The organism is Bradyrhizobium sp. CB1015 (assembly GCF_025200925.1).
Classification (GTDB): domain Bacteria; phylum Pseudomonadota; class Alphaproteobacteria; order Rhizobiales; family Xanthobacteraceae; genus Bradyrhizobium.
Genome location: NZ_CP104174.1, coordinates 4,064,597 through 4,085,060, shown reverse-complemented (window position 1 = coordinate 4,085,060; position 20,464 = coordinate 4,064,597). Strand labels below are relative to the sequence as shown.

Sequence of the window (20,464 nt, the reverse complement as noted above, 5' to 3'; positions counted from 1 at the left end):
TAGGTGGATAGAGCGCTCGGTGAGGTTTTGGCGCTGTTTTGTGGCCGGCTGCCATTGCCCGCCGCCACGCCAAATATGCTCTTCTCTCGGACATTCGTATTGCGCGGCTTGTCGCTGCGTCCACCTTTGAACGTCTGCTTACACTGGTCTTGATGGGACTTTTCTTGATCTCCCGGTGCACACGCCGCCCTCTAACCCATTGAGAATTCAGAACTCTCGCTCCAATCCATCATGGGGGCCGTAGAGAATTTGCGATCTAAGCGGTTCATTTTACTGATGTATTTCGCATCGGGTCGGTCCTATCTGCGATTGGACCGATTGAGAAATCCAGTTTGACGAGGCTTCTGCCACCGGGCTCTTCTAGGGCCATATATCCCTGAATTGGAAGCGGAAATCACATATTCGGATTTTCAGTGCACACGTCGCGGAGCAAGGCGTGCACAGGTTCGAGCCCAGAATTTCCCGGCCTCGGATTCTGGGCGGCTCGCTTATACTCACTTTGCGATGTGAGTATAAGTTCCGCCCTTGCTACGGCCTTTTCAAGCCGGCGACACGCAAAGAAAGTTGACGAGTTCGAGGGGATCGCTTCGACGTCGGACTCGAATTGACATGCGACCAGGAGCGGCAATTGAGGCGTATTTGGTCGCGAGACACCCTTGGTCGAGTGCGTTCGCGCCGATGGCAAAATAGCTGTCACTCACATCGCCTCGATCCCGAAGCATTTGTTGCCGATCTTCAGCGAAATTTGGAATGGCCAGGTCCGTTCGTTTCGCCTCTCCTGGGCAGAAATGTCGACGCGCCGAAGCATCTTTACGAATGGGTGCCCCGACCGACATTGCTAATCATTCCGCTCGTGAAGAGGAGGCATCCGCACGTCATCCAAATGCGCTCAAAACTCTGCCCCGATGCGTTGGTCTTTACCGCAACAAGATCAATGCTTTCAGTCTTGGATACCCGGCACAAGGTTGGTCATAATTGCATTGGACCGGACTCGCTGCGGCCGAGCCGGCGCTGGGTCGAGAACGGCTGCAATTGCCAGCGTCGCGCTGCCGCGCCCCACACGCCGTTGGGCATGAACAGCATGATCAGGATGGCGAGCGTGCCGAGCACGACCAGATAGAGACTGCCATATTGGGCGAGATAGGTGACGAGTCCCCACAGCAGGAGCACGCCGACCATCGGACCTTCGATGGTGCGCACCCCGCCTATCACGACGATGAAGATGACATAGGCGGTCCAGTCGGTGACGCTGAAGGCCGCATCGGGCGAAATACGCGCCTTCTGCAAGTAAACCACGGCGCCGACCATGCCGGTGGCGAACGCGACCGCGATCCACAGCACGTGGCGAGTCCGCGCGGTGCGGACGCCGACGCTGCGCGCCGCCGCTGCGTTGTCACGGCTTGCGGCCAGCGCAAGGCCGTGGTGCGAGCGCATGAAGGCGTAGATGCCGAGCGTGACCAGCACGGCGAGCAGCAGTGCCAGCCAGTAAACCAGCACGTCACGCGCGGCCGCAGGGCGCAGGCCAAGCAGTGCCTGCACCGTCTTCAGCCCGATCATCTGCGACAGTTCGCTCGGCGAGATCGACATGCCGGTGCCGCCGCCGAGCGACTTGAACTGGGCGCAGATCAGCCGCAGCGCTTCGGCTGCGACCCAGCTGCCGATCGCGAAATACGGCCCTTCCAGCCGAAACAGCAGCGGCCCGAGCACCGCCGCGACCAGCGCCGCGAACAGTCCGGCCAGCGGGATCGCCGCAACCGGATCGAGCCCGGCCATCACGATGCCGGCAAACAGCGCATAGGCACCGAGCCCGACAAACGCCTGCTGCCCGACCGATACCAGCCCGCCCCACCCGGCCAGCACGTTCCAGAGCTGTGCCAAGGTCAGCATGGTGAAGACGAAGATCAAATCCTGGATCAGGTTGCGCGAGGCGAACGCGGGCAGCGCGGCCAGCGCCACGATCAGCGCGATGCCGGCCACGGCCGCGACGCGCGATAGCCGCGTGCCGACCCGAACCTGCCACACCGGCGCGTCCGCCCTGCGCTGCTCGCGGCTTGCCGGGATATGGAGGCTTTCGACGCTCATGTCCGCCTCGCCGGGAACAGCCCGCGCGGCCGCACCATCAGCACGGCAAGGAAGGCGAGATGGCCGGCCAGGATCTGCCATTCCGGATTGATCCGCCCTCCGATCGCCTGCGCCAGCCCGAGCACGATGCCGCCCGCCAGCGTCCCCCACAGGCTGCCGAGCCCGCCGATGATCACCGCCTCGAATGCATAGAGCAGCCGCGCCGGGCCGATCGACGGATCGAAGCTGGCGCGGATACCGAGCACAACAGCGGCGATCACCGACACTGCGAGCGACAGTCCGACCGCGATGGCGTAGACATTGCGCTCGTTGACGCCCATCAACTGTGCGATCGCGGGATTATCCGCGGTGGCGCGGAAGGCGCGGCCGAGCGAGGTGCGATAGAAGATGAGCTGGAGCAGCGCGACGGCGGCAACCGCCGTCACCAGCGCGGTCAGCGGCGCCAGCCCGACGCTCAGGCCGGGGGCGAGCGCCACCGACGAGGATTCGAAGGCGCCTGCCTGCAGCCGGCGGCTGTCGGCGCCGTAGCCGAGCAGCAGTCCGTTCTGGATCACGACCGACAGGCCGAAGGTGACGAGCAGCGGCGGCAGGATGTCGTCGCCGAGCACCCGCTCCAGCACCAGCCGCTGCAGCACGAAGCCGAGCACGAACATCGTGATGACGACCAGCAGGGATGCGGCCGCAAGCGGCAGACCGAGCGCGGTGGTGCCGCTGAGCACCAGATAGGCGGCAAGCAGGATCAGATCGCCATGCGCCAGATTGACCAGGCGCATGATGCCGAAGATCAGCGACAGGCCGAGCGCGAACAGCGCATAGACGCCGCCGAGCAGCACGCCTTCGATGATGGTGTCGAACCCGCTCATCGCTCCCTCATGCTCCGAAATAGGCCGCGCGGATCGTGTCCTTGTCGACATCCCCAGGCCGTCCGCTCAGCGTCACCCGTCCCTCCTGCAAACAGTAGAAGCGATCCGAAGCCCGCAATGCGCGGGCGATGTCCTGCTCGACCAGCACGACGGCGGTACCGCCAGAGCGGATCTGCGGCAGCATGCGGTAGATGTCTTCCACCACGATCGGCGCGAGGCCGAGGCTGATCTCGTCGCACAGCAGGACCTGTGGGTTGGACATCAGCGCGCGGCCGATCGCAACCATCTGCTGCTGCCCGCCCGACAGCGCGGTGACGGCGCCACGCCGCCGCTCCTTCAGCACCGGAAACATGCGGTAGACCGCGGCGAGATCCCACGGCGCGGTGCGTTCGCCGCCATAGGCGCCGATCAACAGGTTCTCCTCGACGCTGAGCGAGGGAAACAGCTGCCGGCCCTCCGGCACCAGCGCGAGGCCGAGCCGGACGATGCTGGCGGCGGACGCATCGCCGATCGCCCGTCCCTCGAGGCGGATCGCATCGGGACGGCTCTTCACCAGCCCCGCCAGCGATTTCAGCATGGTCGACTTGCCGGCGCCGTTGGCGCCGATCACTGCGACCGCCTCACCCTCGTTCAGCTCGAAGTCGATGCCGAACAGCGCCTGGAAGTCGCCGTAGAACGCATCGAGCGCCGTGACATTGAGCAGCGCGGTCATGCCGGCACGCCCATATAGATGGTCTCGACCTCGCGCGAGCGCATCACCTCGACCGGCGCGCCCTGGGCGACGACCTTGCCAAAGTTCAAGACGACCAGCCGCTGCACCACCGCGAGCAGCGCATGCACCACGTGCTCGATCCAGATGATGCCGACGCCTTCGGCATGGATGGTGCGGATCGTCTCGACCAGTTCGTGGCATTCCGCATCGGTGAGGCCGCCCGCGATCTCATCGAGCAACAGCGTGCGCGGCCGGGTGGCGAGCGCCCGCGCCAGTTCGAGCCGCTTGCGATCGAGCAGCGGCAGGCTGCCCGCGAGCCGATTGGCCTTGGCTTCGAGGCCGGTCAGATCGAGCATGCGGCCGCAATGCTGGATCGCATCCGCCTCCGACAGGCCGCCGCCGAACAGCGCGGCGACCGCAAGGTTCTCGAACACCGAGAGATGGTCGAACGGCTGCGGGATCTGGAACGAGCGCCCGATGCCGGCGCGACAGCGTGCCTCGGGCGAGAGACCCGTGACGTCGGCGCCATCGAGAACGATGCGGCCGGCATCAGGCCGCAGCAGCCCGGTGATCAGGTTGAACAGGGTCGATTTGCCGGCGCCGTTCGGTCCGATCACGCCCAGCGCCTCGCCCGAGGACAGCGTCAGGTCGATCGCGTCGGCAACGACGATGGCGCCGAACCGTTTCGAGATGGTATGGAGTTCGAGCATGGTTGCCCACATCTGGTTCCGGCGGAGGGGAGATGCGCAGCAACGCCGCGCATCTTCTGCCTTCGATGAAGCAGCTGGCTTGCGCTAGCTCAGCGCCTGCATGTCGCCGCCAAGCGGAATCTGCGGCGCCAGCTTGTTGTCCGTGATCACCATGTTGTACTTGTCGCCGCTGAGCCGCCACTGGCCGCCGACCAGCGGCGTCTTTGCGATGTTCTTCGCTGCAAACGGCGGCACCGCGCTGGAGCCGAAGGCGACCTGGCCCACGATGGTGTCGAGCTTGGTGGCGCCGATCGCTTTGGCGAGCGCCGCGCCATCCGCTGGGTCGCCGGAGCGCTTGATGGCGTCGATCGCGACCTCGAACAGCGAATGCACGAAGCCGATCGGCTGGGTCCATTGCTTGCCGGAGGCCTGCTCGTAGCCCTTGGCCAGATCGGCGGCGCTGACGCCGCTGAGGCTCGATTTGTAGGGATACGTCGGCGTCCACCACACCTCGGTCGAGATGTTGTTGCCGCCCTTGCCGAGCGCCTGCACCGACGCCGGGAACAGCAGCGCCTTGGCGACCGATACGACCTTCGGCTTCAGCCCCTTCTGCCGCGCCTGGTTCCAGAACGTGGTGAAGTCGGGCGGGATGATCACGCCGGTGACGATCTCGGCATCGGCACCACGAAACGCTGCGATCTGCGAGCTGAAATCGTCGGTGAGGTTCTGGAAGCGGCCGGGATCGGTGAGCTTGAAACCCTGCTTGGCCAAGACGGGCGGGAAGCCGATGGTGGTGTCGCCCCAGGCGTTGCCGTCGGCATCGTTGGGGAACAGCGCACCGACCGACTTGTTGGTCGCGACCTGGCTCCACATGCTGGTGAAGACGCCGATCACGTCCTCCAGGCCCCAGAAATAATGGAAGGTGTATTCGAACGGCTTCCAGCTCTTGGGATCGCCCGGATTGGCCTGCCGGCCGATGAAGTTGGTCTGCCACGGCGCCACGCTCGAGATGCACGGCACCTGCTCGAGCTCGCACTGCGTCGCCACCGGATTGTTGGTTTCGGGCGTGGCGCCGACCACGATCAGCCCGACATTGTCACGGGTAATCAGCTCCTTGGCGACCTCGGCGGCGCGGTTTGGATTCGACTGACTGTCTTTTGTCACCACCTCGACCGAGTAGGTCTGTGATCCGATCTTGACGCCATCCTTGATGAACTTCCTGAACTCGCCGAGCACGAAATCGTCAGCTTCGGCAAAGGCCGCCAGCGGACCGCTCTTCGGCGAGACATAGCCGATCTTGATCGGCTTGCTCGCCGCCCGCGCCGCCGGCGCGAACAAAGTCGTCGAGCCCGCGGCTGTGAGCCCACCGGCGATGCCCTGCAGCACACGGCGGCGATCGAAAGACTTTATGTTCAATAGGTCGTTGGTCATTTTCCCCTCCCTTGAGGCAAGCCGGTCTTCAAGCCGGCTGCCGTTCATTCCGTTCTGGAAAATCATCCATCGCAGCGTCGCATCACGCGGCGGCGACGGACTTCGCCTGCTCCTTAGCACGGCCGAGGATCTGGCCGAACACGTCGAGCAGCACGTCGGGGGCATTCACGGCCGCCTCCCTGGCGCGCCAGGCGACATACATGTCGGGACGCACCAGCACGCAGCCGTCCTCGTCGACTTCGCTCTGGCGATACCAGTCAGCATAGATGTCGAGCGCATCGCAGCCTTGCGGGCCGATGGTGACGACATCCACCGGCAGGCCGTAGGCCTTCTCGATTGCGGCAGTCGCCGCCTTCCAGCCATCGCCCCCGATCCCGGTGAGCAGCGTGAAACGGCCCTTGCCGACAAGATCGAGCGTCGATTTGCGCTGGCCCTGATGCTCGACCCAGACATGAGGCAAGTGCGCGCCGGGCCAGGTGGTGGCCTGATAATAAAGTTCGTGATCGCGGCTGAAGGCCGGCATCGGCGTGCCGTCGGACACCACGGCGCTCGAGCCATAGCGCTGGTTCATCTCGACGCCGTGGCAGTTGAACTCGTAGCTCTTGATGGCGATGGCCTCATTGAGCTTCTTGCGGCGCGCCTTGCCCTCGGCGGTCGGCGCCTTACGCGCGGCGATCGCCTTGCGCGCCTCAATCGGGTCGGTCGAGGCGACAAGTCCCACCGCCTCGAAGATCGGCGGGAACTCACCGATGCTCTTGTTGGCGCGGGTCACGATCTGCTTGCCGACCGGCTGGCGCTCGGCCGAATAGGTCTCGAGCAGCGACGGCGCCGCATGGCCCTCGAGCACCAGCTTCAGCTTCCAGCACAAATTAAAAGAGTCCTGGATCGAGGTGTTGGAGCCGAGGCCGTTGCTCGGCGGATGGCGGTGCACGGCATCGCCGGCGCAGAACACGCGGCCAGACGCGTAGTGGCCGGCATACATCTCGTTCACGGTCCAGGTCGAGGTCGAGCGAACCTTGACCTCCAGCGTCTCGTCGCCGACGAGATTGCGCACGATCGAGATCGCTTCGTCATTGCTGAGCTTGCGCTCGCCCTGCTCGATGTCGTAGCCCCAGATGATCAGCCATTCGTTCCAGGGCCGCACCATGCGGATCAGGCCGGCGCCGATGCCGCCGATCTGCGCGCCAGGCTGCAGCACCCAATAGAGTACACTCGGCCTGTGCGCGACGTATTTGCTCAAGTCCGCCTGCACGATGATGTTCATGCTGCCGGCGCGGCCCATCTGACCCTCCATCGGCAGCCCGATCACCTCGGCAACCCGGCTGCGGCCGCCATCGGCGCCGATCAGATACTTTGCGCGGATCTGGTAGGTCTCGCCGGACAGCCGATCCTTCACCGTTGCCGTGACGCCGTCGGCATCCTGCACCAGGTCGAGGAACTCGGTGTTGAAGCACAGCGAAGTGCCGCGCTGGCCGGCGGCCTCGATCAGGATCGGCTCGAGCAAATTCTGCGGCAGGTCGCAGATCCGGGTCGGGCTGGCGAGATCGTAGTCCGCCTTGCGCGAGGGATGATTGCCCCAGGAATAGAGTCGGCCGAACTCCTCGCCGGCCAGGCTTTCGCAGAACACGTTGTTGGCCATCAGGTGCTGCGGTACCGCCTGCGCCACCGCCTTGTCCTCGAGGCCGAGATCGCGCAGCACCTCCATCGCACGCTGGTTGGTGATGTGGGCGCGCGGCGTGTCAGCCAGCCAGCCATATTTCGTCACCAAGATGTGCTTGACGCCGTACGTGCCGAGCAGCGCCGCAGCCGTCGCGCCGGCCGGGCCGCTGCCGACGACAAGCACGTCGGTCTCGATCGGTTTGCTGGTCATCATCCTCTCCTTCGTCGTGTTGTTGGTTGCAATCGTCATTCCGCCGCCATCATCGGCCGGGGCACCAGCCCTGCGCCGGGCTTCATCTGGAAGTCGTAGGTCATCAGGTGCCACGGGCCGGAAACCCGCTCGCCGTTCGGCAGCGCTGCTTCGTTGCGCGGCTCGACGCGCGCGATGAGCTCATCCTTGACGCCGAACACCACGTCGCTGCGCAGATATTGGTCGCCATCGAGGAAGACGTGGGTGATCAGCGGCTCGTAGCCTTCGGCCTTGACCAGGAAGTGCACATGCGCGGGGCGCATCGGATGACGCTGCGTGGCGGTGATGAGATCGCCGAACGGGCCGTCGGTCGGGATCGGATAGCTGCACGGCAAGATCGTGCGGAACGAGAAGCGGCCGTCGGCATCGGTGACGAAGCGCGCGCGCAGCGACGGACCGTGGGTTGCGTAATCGGCCTTCTGCGAATCGTAGAAGCCGTCGTCGTCGGCATGCCAGACGTCGATCTCGGCACCGGCGAGCGGTTTGCCGGCGAGGTCGGTGACGCGGCTCTGCACGAACATCACTTCACCGTCGATGCCCTCGGAGATATTGCCACCGTGCGGCGTAACGCGGTGCTCGCCGACATAGAACGGGCCGAGCACCGTGGTCTCGGTCGCGCCCTCGCGCTCGCGGTGATTGACGGCGTCGACCAGCATGGAGACGCCGAGCACGTCGGAGAGCAGGATGAACTCCTGGCGCAGCGGCGTGCAGGTCTGGCCGGTGCGGGTCAGGAACTCGATCGCCTGATTCCACTCCTCGAAGGTGAGTTCGGTGCGGCGCACCAGATCGTGTAGCGATTTCACCGTCTCCTCGATGAGGAATTTCAGCCGCTTGTTCGGCGTGTTGGCGAAGCTGCGAACTACCTCGCCAGTGAGGTTATGCTCGTTGAAATTGGCCATCGTGTTGTCCTTGATCCCTGAGGTTCAGCCCTGCGCGGGCGCATCGCCGCGCCAAGCTGCCGCGATCAATTGCTCGATCGGGGCGCGATCAATGGGTCTGGGGTTGGCATATGGGTTGCGCACCGCCATCTCCGCGGCGCGTGCGATGCCGTCCTCGGGCATTCCGATGTCGGCGAGCGCGCGCGGCAGCGCGAGCTGTCGGGCAAGGTCAAACAGGCCCTGCGGAGCATTGGCGCTGTGCAGCGCCCGCGCGACGCGAGTCATGGCCTCAGGCGCGGCGGCGGCGTTGTAGGCGGCGGCGTGCGGCAGCACGATCGCGTGAGTTTCGGCATGCGTCAGGTTGAACATGCCGCCCAGCACGTGGCAGAGCTTGTGGTGCAGCGACATGCGGACCGCGCCGAGGCAGACGCCGCACAGCCAGGCGCCATAGAGCGCATCGCGACGGGCGCCGGGATCGGCGGGCGCCACCATGATGCGCGGCAGCGCGCGGGCAAGCGCGGCGATGCCATCCTCCGCCATCAGCGAGGTCAGCGGATTGGCGTCGGGCGCGTAAAGCGCCTCGACGGCGTGGGCGATCGCGTTCAGGCCGCTGGCGGCGGAGATGTGCGGCGGCAGGCTGATGGTGAGATCAACATCGTAGATGACGGTGTCAGGCACCAGATCCTGCGATTGCTGCGTGGTCTTGATACCGTTGCTGGTCTCGCCAAGAATCGGCGTCATCTCGGAGCCCGCATAGGTGGTCGGCATCGCGATATGCGGCAACCCCGTGCGCAGCGAGAGCGCCTTGCCGAGCCCAACCGTAGAGCCGCCGCCGATCGCGACCAGCCCGTCGACGTCGCGGGACTCCACAATCCGAAGCGCTTCGTTGGTGACTTCAACCGGCGTATGCATGCGTGCGCCGGTAAACAGTCCGGCGAGCCTGTCACCGAGGCCTGCGCCGAGCCGTTGCCCGAGGTCGTGCTGCTCGCTTGTGGTCAGCACAAATGCCCGCTTGATGCCGAGGCGCGCTGCCTCCTCGCCGAGTCGCGCCGAGGTGCCGGTACCGAACAGGACGCGATATTGCTGCGAGCAATAGGCAAACGCGCCCTTGCCGGCATCACCGGCCGTCGCAACGGACGCGCCTCTCGCATCGGCCAACGCGATGCTCATGGCAATCCTCCCAAGCCGGCGAACCGGCCATCTCATGTCGTTGGGAGGAAGCTAGCGGCGGGCTGGCGCGGCGGGCCTGCACGAAACCGAAGAAAATCTGCACAAAACCGGAAAAATAATGCAGGGCTGGATCGGGCCTGGCCTAGACGCAACACTTCCGAGGAGGCCCCGGTTGAACGCTTACGGGGTAGAAGCGGACATCAGCGAGCCGACTATCTCCGCAGAAACCGCCGAAAATGATCCAAAGCGGGACGCAGCGTTGAGCTAAGTCGGATCTGGCAAGCGGAAGCCCCTCTCGCACCTTGCTCATCTCTCGAACCCCGGGAAGAACGTCACTGGTTCGAGGGGGGCGCGTCCATCTCAGGAATCGATTGCACCGGGTCGATATCAATTGCGATCGACACCGGGCTAGTAGGTCGCTCGCCCGCCTGAAAGGTCGAACACGGCGCCAGTACTGAACGAGCACTCCTCGCTCGCGAGCCAGCAGACCAGCGATGTCGCCTCCTCGATCGTTCCGAACCGTCCGAGCGGAATCTTCGACAGCATGAACTCGATGTGCTAGGGCATCATCTGATGAAACAGCGGCGTTCTGATCGCCGCCGGCGTAATGCAGTTGACGCGGATGCCGGTCGCAGCCGTTTCCTTGCCCAGCGATTTGGTGAGCGCAATCACTGCGGCCTTCGATGCACTGTAGGCTGAAGCGTTCGGGTTGCCTTCTTTTCCTGCGACCGAGGCGACGTTGACGATGCGACCGTAGCCGCCCTTCTCCATCGCGCGGACAGCGGCGCGGTTGCAGTAGAAGGCTCCGTTGACGTTGACGTCGAAAACCTTGCGCCAATCGCTGCCGGCATAGTCTTTCACGGCTCCGTTCGGCCCGGTGATGCCGGCGCTCGCAACCAGAATGTCGAGCCGGCCGCCCAGATCATCGACGCTCCGTAGCATGGCCGCGTCGACTGCGTCTTCCTGCGCGACATCGACCAGTTGCGTGTGCGCCGCGCCGGCCTCCACCGCTGCGGCCGCGAGGATAGAGGCATTCAAGTCCCACATGGAGACCCGGGCGCCCTCGGCCGCCAGGCGACGAGCCACGTCGCGACCGATGCCGGACGCCGCACCGGTAACGATGGCCGTTTGTCCTTCAAATCTTCCGCTATAGACGGTCACGACTGCCCTCCCGCCGCGGCGACCATTCGCGGGTTTGCTGGCGCTGGGTTCCGAGACCTTGGATGCCGAGCGTCATGACGTCGCCTGGCTTGAGATAGATCGCAGCAGGCTTCTTGCCCATGGAAGGTTCGCCTCCGCCGCATGATCGGCATAGTTCAGACCGATCGCGATGAACTTTCCGACGCCAGCAACCGGCACGCCAAGACGCGGCTCGCCGGCGACGAGCGGCAGTGTGGATGGAGCGATCGCAGCGATCTTTTGGAGCGCTGAACGCGACAGATTGGCGGGGATGAGATCGGTGATGACATTCGACAGGTCGCGCAGGCGCCCCTGATCGTCGACGAGCCCCGGCTTTTCGGCGCCGGGATTGCCGAATCGGACGAGCTTCATTGGTGCTCCTGTGCTTAGGCGAACCGAGCCGAGACAGTGCCAAGACCGGCGATATTGGCCTCAAAAGCATCGCCCGGGTTCACGGGAACCATCGGACCCAGCGCTCCGGAGAGCACGACGTCGCCGGCGCGGAGCGGCCGCTTGCGACGGGCCAGCTCGCCGGCGAGCCAGGCCATCGCGTTGAGCGGATTGCCGAGACAGGCCGCGCCGGTCCCTTTCGAGACGACCTCGTCCTTCCTCGTCATCTGCATCTGGAGAGCACGGAGATCCAAGCCATCCAGCCGGCGCACGGGCCCTCCGAGGACGAAGAGACCCGACGACGCGTTGTCCGCGACGGTATCGACGATTCCGATATCCCAATTGGTGATGCGGCTGCCGACGATCTCGAGGGCCGGCATCGCGTAGGCCACGGCCCTGAGAACGTCGGCCACCGTGGGCACCTCGACCTCGACGTCCCGATCAAGCAGGAAAGCCACCTCCGCCTCGATCTTCGGCTGAAGCACACGCCCCGAAGCGACAGGCTCGTCCTCGCTCACGATCATATCGGCGAAGAGAACTCCGAAATCCGGCCTGTCCACGCCGAGTTGCTTCTGCACCGCGCGCGATGTCAGCCCGATCTTGCTTCCGACCACGCGGCGGCCTTCCTTCTCCCAACATGCGGTGTTCTCCTGCTGGATGGCGTAGGCCCCATCGACGTCGAGGTCCGCCAGCTGCGGCCTGATGGGCGCGATTGGGGTGCCCGCATAAGCGGCGCGGATCTGAGCGGCGAGTTCGCTGTGCTTGGCTTGCTGGTTCATCTGAACGATCCTTATTTGCCGGTCCGCAGGAATTCGATGTGGAGCCGATTGAACTGCTCGGCGTCCTCGAATTGGGGCCAGTGGCCGCAGCGGTTCATGACCACGAATTTCGAGCCCGGGATCATGTCCGCGATCTGCTTCCCCTCCTCGGGCGTCGCAGTCGGATCGTGCGAGGTCCACACGACCATGGTCGGCGCCTTGATCGAGCGATATTGGCCGGCGGTGATCATGTTGGGCCGACGGATTTCCATCTCCTGCAGGCACATGATCTGCTTCATCGTGTCGGCAAATCCCGGCTGAGCGTAGATGGCGCGGCGGGTCTCGATCAGATCGTCCGAGACCATGCTCTTGTCGCACATGAGGAATTCGAGGCGCGTCTTGATCCGCTCCCAAGAGGGATCGGACGCGGCCTCGTTTGACAGCTTCTTCAGCCGCTCCATCACCTGGGGGTGCGCTGTCCAGCCGCCGGCGGTGTTGAGGACAAGCTTCTCGACCGCCGCGGGACGATGCACGGCGAGATAAGTCGCGACCCAACCGCCCAAGGATTCACCGCTGATCATCGCCTTGTCCCTGCCGAGCGTGTTGAGGACGGCGAGCACATGGTCAGCGTAGTCCTTGACCTGGTAGTCGATGGCCGGCTTGTCGGTCCAACCGTGGCCCAACATGTCGATGGCCACGAACCAGAAGTGATCGGCGTGCGGGCCGAAGTTTCGCGAGTACGCCTCCGCATGGCCGCCAACGCCGTGCAGCGCCAAGACGAGCGGCTTGGATGGGTCGCCCGACTCGATGCAGCGGGTCCGAATTCCGCCGGCGTCGATGAAGTGCTGTTTGAAGGAAACACCCCTCAGATCTGCCCAGACGCTGGAAAAGTTCTCTGGTCTTGTGTCGCTCATAGCTGGATCTCGTGAGTGATGTCAGGCGAAAAGCGGCGTGCTGCTGGGCTTCGACGGGGAGGACGGTTTCTCGCGCGGGATGGCCGAGAGGTCCGCGAGATCGAGAACCGTCCGGATGGCAGCGCTCAGCCGATCGAAGGCCGCGCTCGCGTCGGACGTTCCCATCGCGTCGCGCCAGGCGACCACGCCATCCGGGCGGACCAGCAGAGCTCCGGCTTCCTCGATCTCGCGAATGCGCTGCCACTCGCAATAGAGGTCCTGCGTCTCCGGCGAGCCCGTCACCACGACCCGAAGGAATGGCAGATCGAGGCGCAGCGCCGCTTGCTTCCATGCCCCGCCGGCGAGGCCGGTCACGACGGTGAAGAGGCCCTTTCCGGTCACGTCGAGCGTCGACACGCGCAAGCCCTCACGATCGACGAGCCACGCATGCGGGATCTTCGCACCAGGGCGCGACGTCGGTTGATTGTAGAGGCCGCGATCTCGCCGCCACTCCTCCGGCTTGGCATCGACGTCGGGAATCACGGCCGAGGATTCGTACCGCTGGTTCATCTCGGTGCCCTGGGCATTGAACTCCGTCTGCTTGAGGTCCAGCGCTGCTTGGGCCGCCTTCCGGGCGGCCACGCCTTCCGGCCCCGGATCGCGGAAGCGCGCGATGCCTGCAGCGACCGGGTTTTCCGCGCCCTGCACCCTGAAGCATGCGTTCAGCGGGGCGTAGTCGAGCCGGGACTGGTTCGCCCGCAGCACGATCTGCTTTCCGACCGGCGCCCGCTCTTGCGAATAGCTTTCCAGCAGCTTCGGACCGGCCCAGCCCTTCACCGAGTAGGCGAGCTTCCAACCGAGGTTATGGGCGTCTTGGACGCAGGTGTTGTTGCCCAATCCGCTCGACGGCGGGTGCCGGTGGACCGCATCGCCGCCGCAGTGCACCCTGCCCTTCGAATACTGGGTCACGTAGGCCTGGTTCACGTACCAGATCGATGTGCGCACGATGTCGATGTCGACGGACGGGTCGCCGATCAGAACCTTTATCTTCGGAATGATCGCTTCGGGAGATAAGTCCGGCTCGCCCTTGCTGATGTCGAAACCCCAACCGGCGATCCACTGCGTCCAGGGATGCACGGCCCGCAGCAGGCCCATGCCGATTTCGCCGAAGCTCGCGTCCGGCGTCACGATCCAGTTCAGGATGCTCGGCCGATGTTTGCTGTATTTGGTCAGGTCACAGTTGAAAACGGTGTAGACGGTGCCTGCGCGCGCCATCTGTCCTTCGATCGGCAAGCCCAGATGGTCCACCACCATCGAGCGCGCGCCGTCAGCGCCGACCATATAACGCGCGCGGACGGTGTACTCTCGCCCGTCGAGGCGATCGCGCAGCGTGGCCGTCACCCCGTCCGCATCCTGCTCATGCCGGACGTACTCGGTGTTGAACGCGAAGGTCGCGCCCTTCTCGGCCGCCTTCTGGAACAGAATTGGCTCGAGCAATGGCTGGATGATGTCGACCATACCGCAGGGGCTTGCGCGCAGATAATCGCCGCGGCGATCGTCGCCGGTTCCCCACGTCCGCATCCGGATCAGCTCGGAGCCCGCCAGGCTGGTCGTGAAGGTCGTGTCGCCCATGAGCTCCCAGGGGCTCGCGTACCGGGCCACGTCCTCCGCGATTCCGAGATCGCGGAAGACCTCGTTGGCGCGCTGGTTCGTGATGTGGGCACGCGGGCTGTCGGCCATCCAGTTGCCGCGCGATACGATGTGACTGCGAACGCCGCAATTGGCGAGCGCCAGGGCGGTCGTCGAACCCGTGGGGCCGGCGCCGATGATGAGCACGTCCGTTTCGTATGCCATTTGCCTGCTCCGCGATGCCCGCGTTCGCGCGGGCTCTAGTCGATCAATGTGCGCCGTCGGCCTGCCTCGCCGCCATCATCGCCATACCGGCGATCCACCCCGGAATCGCTTCGTAGAATTCCTGCTCCATCTTGAAGTGGCCGCCCGTGGAAAAGGCCCCGAAGGCGGCGACCCATGCGAGCACCTCGTTGGCGCCGCGCCCCGCGACTTCTCTGACCTTGCCGGTGTCGAGAGCGTCCGCGCGCCAGATCTGGCCGCTGCGAAGGATGTCCATGAACTCCGCGTCCCACTCGGGATTGAGCGGTTGGCACGGCCCCTTGCCCGCCTCGGCGAGAACACCTGCCTCGAGCACGCGCTTCTCGCGGGCTTCCTTGGCCTCGGCTGTCGGATTCCGGCCGTTGATCAGCCGCTCGCGGATTTCGGGCGGTGCATCCTTGATCGACGGGAGCGGCGGATCGTGCGACAGTCCACCGGACGCGGCAAACAGCACACGCTTGCCGGACCGCATCGCGAAGCGACCAACGGATTCACCGAGTTGGCGGGCCCGGCGATAGGTCGGCACCGGCGGCGCGGCGGCGTTCACGAAGATCGGCAAGATCGGGATGGACTTGAAGTTCCCGAGCATCGCTTCCCACAATTGGACAAAGCCGTGATCGACCGGCATGCGGTAGGAAACCGCGACGTCGAAATCCTCGGCCCGCAAATGGTCGATGAGTTCGAGCGCCGTCTTCTCCGGAACGTCCAGCGGGCCCGTTCCGCCTCCCCAGTCGCCTAGCGAGACGGCTCCGGCTCCGACGCAGAACGAGGGCATCAGGTCATAAAAGAAGCCGTTGAAGTGATCTGGCGCGAACTGGACGATGTAGTCCGGCGCGAACTCCTTCGCGAAGTTTCCGAGACGTCCGAACGCGGCTCTGACGCGTTGCTCGGTCTCATTGCTGGCAGGTCCCTTGTACATCAAGGGAGTATGGGAAGCGCAGACGATGGCGACTGACATGGTCGAATTCCTTCGAACGCCGAGTTGATCTGTCGAGCGATGGCCGCGGCGGCCTACTTCTTCACCAGCGGGCATGGGCTTTCGGAAAGCGGGCGGTTGACGGATTCACCAGGTAACGTCTGCACGACGTTGTAGAGGTCCCAATCGCCCTTGTTCTCTCCGGGCTTCTTCACCTGGAGCAGGTACATGTCGTGGATCATCTTGCGATCTTCACGGATGTAGCCGTCAGCCGCGAAGAAATCGTGCACCCGCTCCTTTTCCATCTGCTTCATCACCGTCGGAGCGTCGTCGGTGCCCGTCGCCTTGACCGCCTTCAGGTAGTGCGCGACGGACGAGTAGACGCCGGCATGGAAGCCGGTCGGCATTTGCTTCGCCTTCGCGAAGAATTTCTCGGCCCAAGCGCGCGTTTCGGGCGTCCGGTCCCAGTAGAACGGGGACACTTCGTAGGCGTCATGCGCGATCTTCAGGCCCACCGCATGCACGTCCGTCAGCACCGATTGCAGCGGCACGATCTTGGCTTTTGCGCTCAGCCCGAATTCATCGGCCTGCTTCAGCGCCGTCACGGTATCGCCGCTGGAAGCCGCGATAGCGATGACGTTGGCGCCAGCGCTGGAGGCGGTCAGCAGAAAGGACGCAAAGTCGGACGTGTTCGGCGGAAACACGGAGTTGCCCACTACCTGGCCGCCGTTGAGCTTGACCTGCTCCGACGTATCGCGCGTCAGGGCATTGCCGTACGCCTGATCGACAGTCAGGAAGTACCACTTGGTTCCACCTGCATCGATCACGGACTTGGCTGCGCCCTTTGCGAGATTGTAGGTATCGACCGTCCACTGGACCGTGAGCGGCGAACAGGCCTTGCCGTTGAAGTCCGACGAGGTCGATCCCGAGAGCAGCATGATCTTGCTCTTCTGAGCGGCCAGGTTCTGGACGGCGAAGCCGATCGGCGAGCCCTGCATGTCGGCAACGGCATCGACGCCCTCCACATCGAACCAACGGCCAGCGATCTGAGATCCGATGTCGGGCTTGCCGGAATGGTCGGCCGAGATCACTTCGACATTCAGGCCGGCGCCGAAGTCTTCGGCGGCCATCCGGGCGGCGACGACGGAGCCCTTGCCGTTCGCCATGGATGTCGGACCGGCGATGTCGGTCAGAACGCCGATCTTGACCTTGCCGTCGCTGAGGGTCTGAGTGCCTCCGGCGGTCTGCGCCGCCGCTGGCACCGCCAAGGCGAGACACACGGCCGCGGACAAACAAAAGCTTGAATGAACCATCGTTTCCTCCCGTCGCCGCCTGTTTGGGCGTGCGAGGGATGGATTGCCGCCGATTGAACTATCATTCCATCTGAGTCTGTGAAATGTTCGCACTGCGAACACGGCCGGAGGCGATCATGCACCGCAACGTCAGGGCACTTTCCCGAGGGTTGGCCCTGATCAATGAGCTCAATGCGAGCGGACCCTCGAACGTCGTACGGCTCGCGAAAAGGACCGGCCTCAACCGGACGACCTGCTATCGCTTGCTCGATACGCTACGGGAAGACGGTTACGTGACCTTGGACGAGACGAACGCCCTCTTCGCATTGACGCCGCAGGTGCGCACCTTGAGCGAAGGGGTGTCTTCGCGCGACCTGTCGAGCCAGGCGGCGCTGCCCGCGATGTTCGGCCTTCTGGATGAGGTCTCATGGCCCAGTGACTTCGGCGTCTTCGAGCTCGGCTCGGTGCTCATCCGCGAGAGCACGCATCCGTTCAGTCCGTTCTCCGTTCATCGCTCCATGGTCGGAAGGAGGAGATCCTTGGTGCGCAGTGCGCTTGGGAAGGCCATCCTGGCCGCCTCCGCGCCGACGCTACGGCGTGAAATGCTGGACCTGACCGCATCGCTGGTCGAGGAAGACGCGGCGTTGGCGAAGGACCACCGCTTTATCAACGATATTCTCGCGCAAACAAAGAAGGACGGCTACGCATCGTCGGTTGGTGGATCGGAGGCGGGCATCAGTGCGATCGCACTAGCCATTCCAGGCGGGGGGCCCGTTCTCGGCAGTCTCAATTTGATCTTCTTCTCATCCTCGATGACTCCTGAAATGGCAGCCAAGAAGTATCTGGCGAGCATGAAAAGGGCTGTAAAAGAGATCGAGCGGCGGTGGTCTGCCGCAAACAAGGCGCGCGGAAAGATCGCCTGACAACTTGTCGCGCGCTGCCGCACGAACTTGGTCGCTATTGGAGCGAAGCGGACCTAGTCACCAGTCACATGGCGCCGCCAAGTTTATAGGTACACGGCCTAGTGACTGTGTCGGTACCGGCCGGGTGTTATGCCGGTAAAGCGACGGAACATCCGCGTGAAATGCTCTTGATGGGAGAAGCCGCAAGCCAGCGCGATCTCGGCCAGACTTAGGGTCTCGTCGGCAAGCAGCGCCCGGGCGCGCTCGATGCGCAAATTAAGCACGTATTGATAAGGCGAGACGCCGCTGGTCGCCTTGAAAAGCCGCACGAAATACTCGGTGCTGCGGCCGCACAACTCCGCCAGCTGGTCGAGGCGGATATCGCCATCGAGATTGGCATCAACGAATTCGCGAATGCGGGCCATCTGCCTGCCGCTGAGCAGGTTCGGATGCTTGCCGGCGTCCGTGCTCGGCTTGTGGAAGTTGATCGCCACGAAACGGTTGGCGATCGCTTGCGCGATCGGATCGACGAAGAGCGACGAGGCCGGCAGACCACCGGTGATGGTATCACCGATCGCCGAGGCAAGATGCTCTAGCACAGCGTCCTGATCACCGAGCATCGGCGCGAGGCCGCCGATCACGCCCGATGACCCGTCAGGGCGGGCGAAAAGGTCGGAGCGCAGATAGATATGGGTGGATTCCAGCGGTTCGCGCAGGCGTACGTTGCATGCCTGGCCCGCCGGCAGGAAGAAAACGCCGCCGCGCGGGATGTGCCGGGCAACCGCCTTGCCGTCCATCACATACGTGATGTCGACCGGGCCGCCTCGATGCAGCACCATCAGATTGTCGGATAGTGCGTGGAAGTGCCCCTCAAACGGCCGTTCGCGCTGAACCGAGGCAAAGGCGGACGACCAGCCGAGCCCTTCGCTCGAGCCGCGGAATTCGGCCTGGAAGCGGTTCAGGATCCCGTGCGTCTCCTGCACCCCAAAATTCGACGTCGCCTGCATCCGACAGACCAAGGGCTCGAGGCTTTGGTGCCGCTGAGTAAAACCCAGCGGCCCCCAATTTTCAATACAATCGCTCCCATCGTTGCTGCAGTGCAACGGCAGCACCCGCGGGCCAACCTGCCTCGATATGCGGTTCGATATCGACGCTACTTGGTCGAGAGCACCTCGCCGAACCGCTCCCATTGCTTGCCGGTGAAGCGCATGAACTGCAGCTGCTCGACCGGCAGATGGTCACTCTCGCCGGTATTGACCTTGATGCCGGGCAGCAGCATCGGCAACTCCAGATCTTTGATCGACAGCGCCTGCCGCAGGATGTTCTCGCGACTGAGGTCGTTGCCCGCCGCCTTGAGCACGTGCTCGAGCGCCATGCCGTTGTTATAACTGTTGACATAGTTGGCATCGCGGATGTCGCCGTCAGGCACGTATTTGGCCATGAAGTCGCGCCACCCCTTCACGCCGGGATCGTCCGCCCATGCCGGATCGAGCGGATCCTTGACATAGGCGCTCGAGATGATGCCCGTGCCGGCGTCGAGCCCGGCCGGCTCCATCACCGAGGACATCCATACCGACACATTGGTCAGGAACGTCATCGGACGCCAGTTGATCTCGTAAGTCTTGCGGATCGCCTGCGCAGCGAATTTCGGGGCCGCGGCGATCACGAGCGCATCCGCACCGGTCGATTTGAGCTTCACGATCTGGGAATCGATCGTCGGTTCGGTCGTCTCGTAGGCCGCCGCCGTGACTGCCGCCTCGTAGCGACTGCCGAGCACATCCTTGAGCCCGGCCAGGTAGTCGCGTCCGAAATCGTCGTTCTGCGCCAGCACCGCGAAGGTCGCGTCCGGTTTCTTCTGCAGGGCATAGCGCGCATACAGGCGGGCCTCGTTCCGGAACGGCGCCATCACGCCCATCAGCGCCAGAGGAAACTGCGCCGGGTCGCCGAACTTCGAGGCGCCCGTGGCGACGAACAACTGGGGCACCTTTTTGCCCTGCAGATATTTGGCGATCGCCGTGTTGTGCGCGGTCCCCATCGTCGAGAAGATGAACGAAACCTCGTCGCTCTCGATCAGCCGGCGCGTCTGCTCCACGGTCTTGGGGGGCACGTAGCTGTCGTCGAGCGAGAGCAGGTTGACCTTGCGGCCGTTGATGCCGCCGCGGTCGTTGACCATCTTGAAATATGCGACCTCGCCCTTGCCGAGGATGCCGAAGGCGGACACTGGCCCGCTATAGGGCATAGTCTGTCCGATGCGGATCTCGGTGGCGGTGATACCGGGCTGGTCTTCGGCTACGGCCGGCGCCGCGAGAACGGACCAGACCACGCACAGCCCTGCAGCTGCGATAACGCTTCGCATCGACACCTCCCTGATGGGCCGCCCTGAGAGCGGCTGTTTGTCCGGAGGATTGCTTCCCCCGATTCTTGCGACGTCTTCGAATTACTCGGCTGCGAGCGGGCGTCAAATGGAGGCCGGCGCGCTCCTCGATCGCCCTAGAAGCCTGTCGAACACC

16 protein-coding genes and 2 pseudogenes are annotated in these 20,464 nt (G+C 64.2%); 1 reads left to right on the top strand and 17 read right to left on the bottom strand.

Annotation, left to right across the window (positions count from 1 at the left end):
* Nucleotides 1-969 precede the first annotated feature (969 nt).
* The 15 genes and pseudogenes from N2604_RS18655 to N2604_RS18585 form a co-directional block, all read right to left on the bottom strand.
* On the bottom strand, nt 970-2,082 hold the full coding sequence (locus tag N2604_RS18655; protein WP_260376064.1) for a branched-chain amino acid ABC transporter permease: 1,113 nt from the start codon (nt 2,080-2,082) through the stop codon (nt 970-972).
* Nucleotides 2,079-2,945 (bottom strand): branched-chain amino acid ABC transporter permease, encoded by an 867-nt coding sequence (locus N2604_RS18650; RefSeq protein WP_260376063.1) that lies wholly within the window; start codon nt 2,943-2,945, stop codon nt 2,079-2,081. Before N2604_RS18650 ends, N2604_RS18655 begins: the two co-directional genes overlap by 4 nt.
* A 7-nt stretch (nt 2,946-2,952) precedes the next feature.
* A complete protein-coding gene (locus N2604_RS18645) occupies nt 2,953-3,657 on the bottom strand; it encodes an ABC transporter ATP-binding protein (RefSeq protein ID WP_260376062.1) in 705 nt (234 codons plus the stop codon).
* Nucleotides 3,654-4,367: an ABC transporter ATP-binding protein gene (locus tag N2604_RS18640; protein WP_260376061.1), complete on the bottom strand. Its 714-nt coding sequence runs from the start codon at nt 4,365-4,367 to the stop codon at nt 3,654-3,656. The genes N2604_RS18645 and N2604_RS18640 overlap by 4 nt, the downstream gene beginning before the upstream one ends.
* Before the next feature lie 84 nt (nt 4,368-4,451).
* The gene (locus N2604_RS18635; protein ID WP_260376060.1) at nt 4,452-5,777 is read right to left on the bottom strand and encodes an ABC transporter substrate-binding protein; all 1,326 of its coding nucleotides are present in this window, start codon (nt 5,775-5,777) and stop codon (nt 4,452-4,454) included.
* A gap of 82 nt (nt 5,778-5,859) precedes the next feature.
* A complete protein-coding gene (locus N2604_RS18630; protein WP_260376059.1) occupies nt 5,860-7,647 on the bottom strand; it encodes an FAD-dependent monooxygenase in 1,788 nt (595 codons plus the stop codon).
* 35 nt (nt 7,648-7,682) lie between these two features.
* Nucleotides 7,683-8,585: an intradiol ring-cleavage dioxygenase gene (locus tag N2604_RS18625; RefSeq protein ID WP_260376058.1), complete on the bottom strand. Its 903-nt coding sequence runs from the start codon at nt 8,583-8,585 to the stop codon at nt 7,683-7,685.
* A 24-nt stretch (nt 8,586-8,609) separates the two neighbouring features.
* Entirely contained in the window at nt 8,610-9,734 is a 1,125-nt protein-coding gene (locus N2604_RS18620; RefSeq protein WP_260376057.1) for a maleylacetate reductase, read from the bottom strand.
* A gap of 408 nt (nt 9,735-10,142) precedes the next feature.
* Nucleotides 10,143-10,895: pseudogene (locus N2604_RS18615) on the bottom strand (SDR family NAD(P)-dependent oxidoreductase).
* A 123-nt stretch (nt 10,896-11,018) separates the two neighbouring features.
* Nucleotides 11,019-11,285, bottom strand: a pseudogene (locus N2604_RS18610) (2-hydroxyhepta-2,4-diene-1,7-dioate isomerase); the annotation flags it as partial.
* Between the two features lie 14 nt (nt 11,286-11,299).
* Nucleotides 11,300-12,082 (bottom strand): 2-keto-4-pentenoate hydratase, encoded by a 783-nt coding sequence (locus tag N2604_RS18605; protein WP_260376056.1) that lies wholly within the window; start codon nt 12,080-12,082, stop codon nt 11,300-11,302.
* 11 nt (nt 12,083-12,093) lie between these two features.
* The gene (locus N2604_RS18600; protein WP_260376055.1) at nt 12,094-12,975 is read right to left on the bottom strand and encodes an alpha/beta fold hydrolase; all 882 of its coding nucleotides are present in this window, start codon (nt 12,973-12,975) and stop codon (nt 12,094-12,096) included.
* A 21-nt stretch (nt 12,976-12,996) separates the two neighbouring features.
* Entirely contained in the window at nt 12,997-14,808 is a 1,812-nt protein-coding gene (locus N2604_RS18595) for an FAD-dependent monooxygenase (protein WP_260376054.1), read from the bottom strand.
* A 43-nt stretch (nt 14,809-14,851) separates the two neighbouring features.
* Entirely contained in the window at nt 14,852-15,802 is a 951-nt protein-coding gene (locus tag N2604_RS18590; RefSeq protein WP_260376053.1) for a 3-carboxyethylcatechol 2,3-dioxygenase, read from the bottom strand.
* 53 nt (nt 15,803-15,855) lie between these two features.
* A complete protein-coding gene (locus N2604_RS18585; protein WP_260376052.1) occupies nt 15,856-17,073 on the bottom strand; it encodes an ABC transporter substrate-binding protein in 1,218 nt (405 codons plus the stop codon).
* A gap of 116 nt (nt 17,074-17,189) precedes the next feature.
* On the opposite strand from N2604_RS18585, the gene N2604_RS18580 reads away from it, so the two are divergent.
* The gene (locus N2604_RS18580; protein ID WP_260376051.1) at nt 17,190-17,975 is read left to right on the top strand and encodes an IclR family transcriptional regulator C-terminal domain-containing protein; all 786 of its coding nucleotides are present in this window, start codon (nt 17,190-17,192) and stop codon (nt 17,973-17,975) included.
* A 98-nt stretch (nt 17,976-18,073) separates the two neighbouring features.
* On the opposite strand, the gene N2604_RS18575 is transcribed toward N2604_RS18580, so the two are convergent.
* Nucleotides 18,074-18,961, bottom strand: a complete 888-nt coding sequence (locus N2604_RS18575) for a helix-turn-helix domain-containing protein (protein ID WP_260376050.1) — start codon at nt 18,959-18,961, stop codon at nt 18,074-18,076.
* A 146-nt stretch (nt 18,962-19,107) separates the two neighbouring features.
* Nucleotides 19,108-20,310: an ABC transporter substrate-binding protein gene (locus N2604_RS18570; protein ID WP_260376049.1), complete on the bottom strand. Its 1,203-nt coding sequence runs from the start codon at nt 20,308-20,310 to the stop codon at nt 19,108-19,110.
* Between the last annotated feature and the right edge of the window lie 154 nt (nt 20,311-20,464).

Coding starts and splice junctions, on each gene's coding strand:
- N2604_RS18655 (WP_260376064.1), bottom strand. CDS start 2,082: ATGAGCGTCGAAAGCCTCCATATCCCGGCAAGCCGCGAGCAGCGCAGG.
- N2604_RS18650 (WP_260376063.1), bottom strand. CDS start 2,945: ATGAGCGGGTTCGACACCATCATCGAAGGCGTGCTGCTCGGCGGCGTC.
- N2604_RS18645 (WP_260376062.1), bottom strand. CDS start 3,657: ATGACCGCGCTGCTCAATGTCACGGCGCTCGATGCGTTCTACGGCGAC.
- N2604_RS18640 (WP_260376061.1), bottom strand. CDS start 4,367: ATGCTCGAACTCCATACCATCTCGAAACGGTTCGGCGCCATCGTCGTT.
- N2604_RS18635 (WP_260376060.1), bottom strand. CDS start 5,777: ATGACCAACGACCTATTGAACATAAAGTCTTTCGATCGCCGCCGTGTG.
- N2604_RS18630 (WP_260376059.1), bottom strand. CDS start 7,647: ATGACCAGCAAACCGATCGAGACCGACGTGCTTGTCGTCGGCAGCGGC.
- N2604_RS18625 (WP_260376058.1), bottom strand. CDS start 8,585: ATGGCCAATTTCAACGAGCATAACCTCACTGGCGAGGTAGTTCGCAGC.
- N2604_RS18620 (WP_260376057.1), bottom strand. CDS start 9,734: ATGAGCATCGCGTTGGCCGATGCGAGAGGCGCGTCCGTTGCGACGGCC.
- N2604_RS18605 (WP_260376056.1), bottom strand. CDS start 12,082: ATGAACCAGCAAGCCAAGCACAGCGAACTCGCCGCTCAGATCCGCGCC.
- N2604_RS18600 (WP_260376055.1), bottom strand. CDS start 12,975: ATGAGCGACACAAGACCAGAGAACTTTTCCAGCGTCTGGGCAGATCTG.
- N2604_RS18595 (WP_260376054.1), bottom strand. CDS start 14,808: ATGGCATACGAAACGGACGTGCTCATCATCGGCGCCGGCCCCACGGGT.
- N2604_RS18590 (WP_260376053.1), bottom strand. CDS start 15,802: ATGTCAGTCGCCATCGTCTGCGCTTCCCATACTCCCTTGATGTACAAG.
- N2604_RS18585 (WP_260376052.1), bottom strand. CDS start 17,073: ATGGTTCATTCAAGCTTTTGTTTGTCCGCGGCCGTGTGTCTCGCCTTG.
- N2604_RS18580 (WP_260376051.1), top strand. CDS start 17,190: ATGCACCGCAACGTCAGGGCACTTTCCCGAGGGTTGGCCCTGATCAAT.
- N2604_RS18575 (WP_260376050.1), bottom strand. CDS start 18,961: ATGCAGGCGACGTCGAATTTTGGGGTGCAGGAGACGCACGGGATCCTG.
- N2604_RS18570 (WP_260376049.1), bottom strand. CDS start 20,310: ATGCGAAGCGTTATCGCAGCTGCAGGGCTGTGCGTGGTCTGGTCCGTT.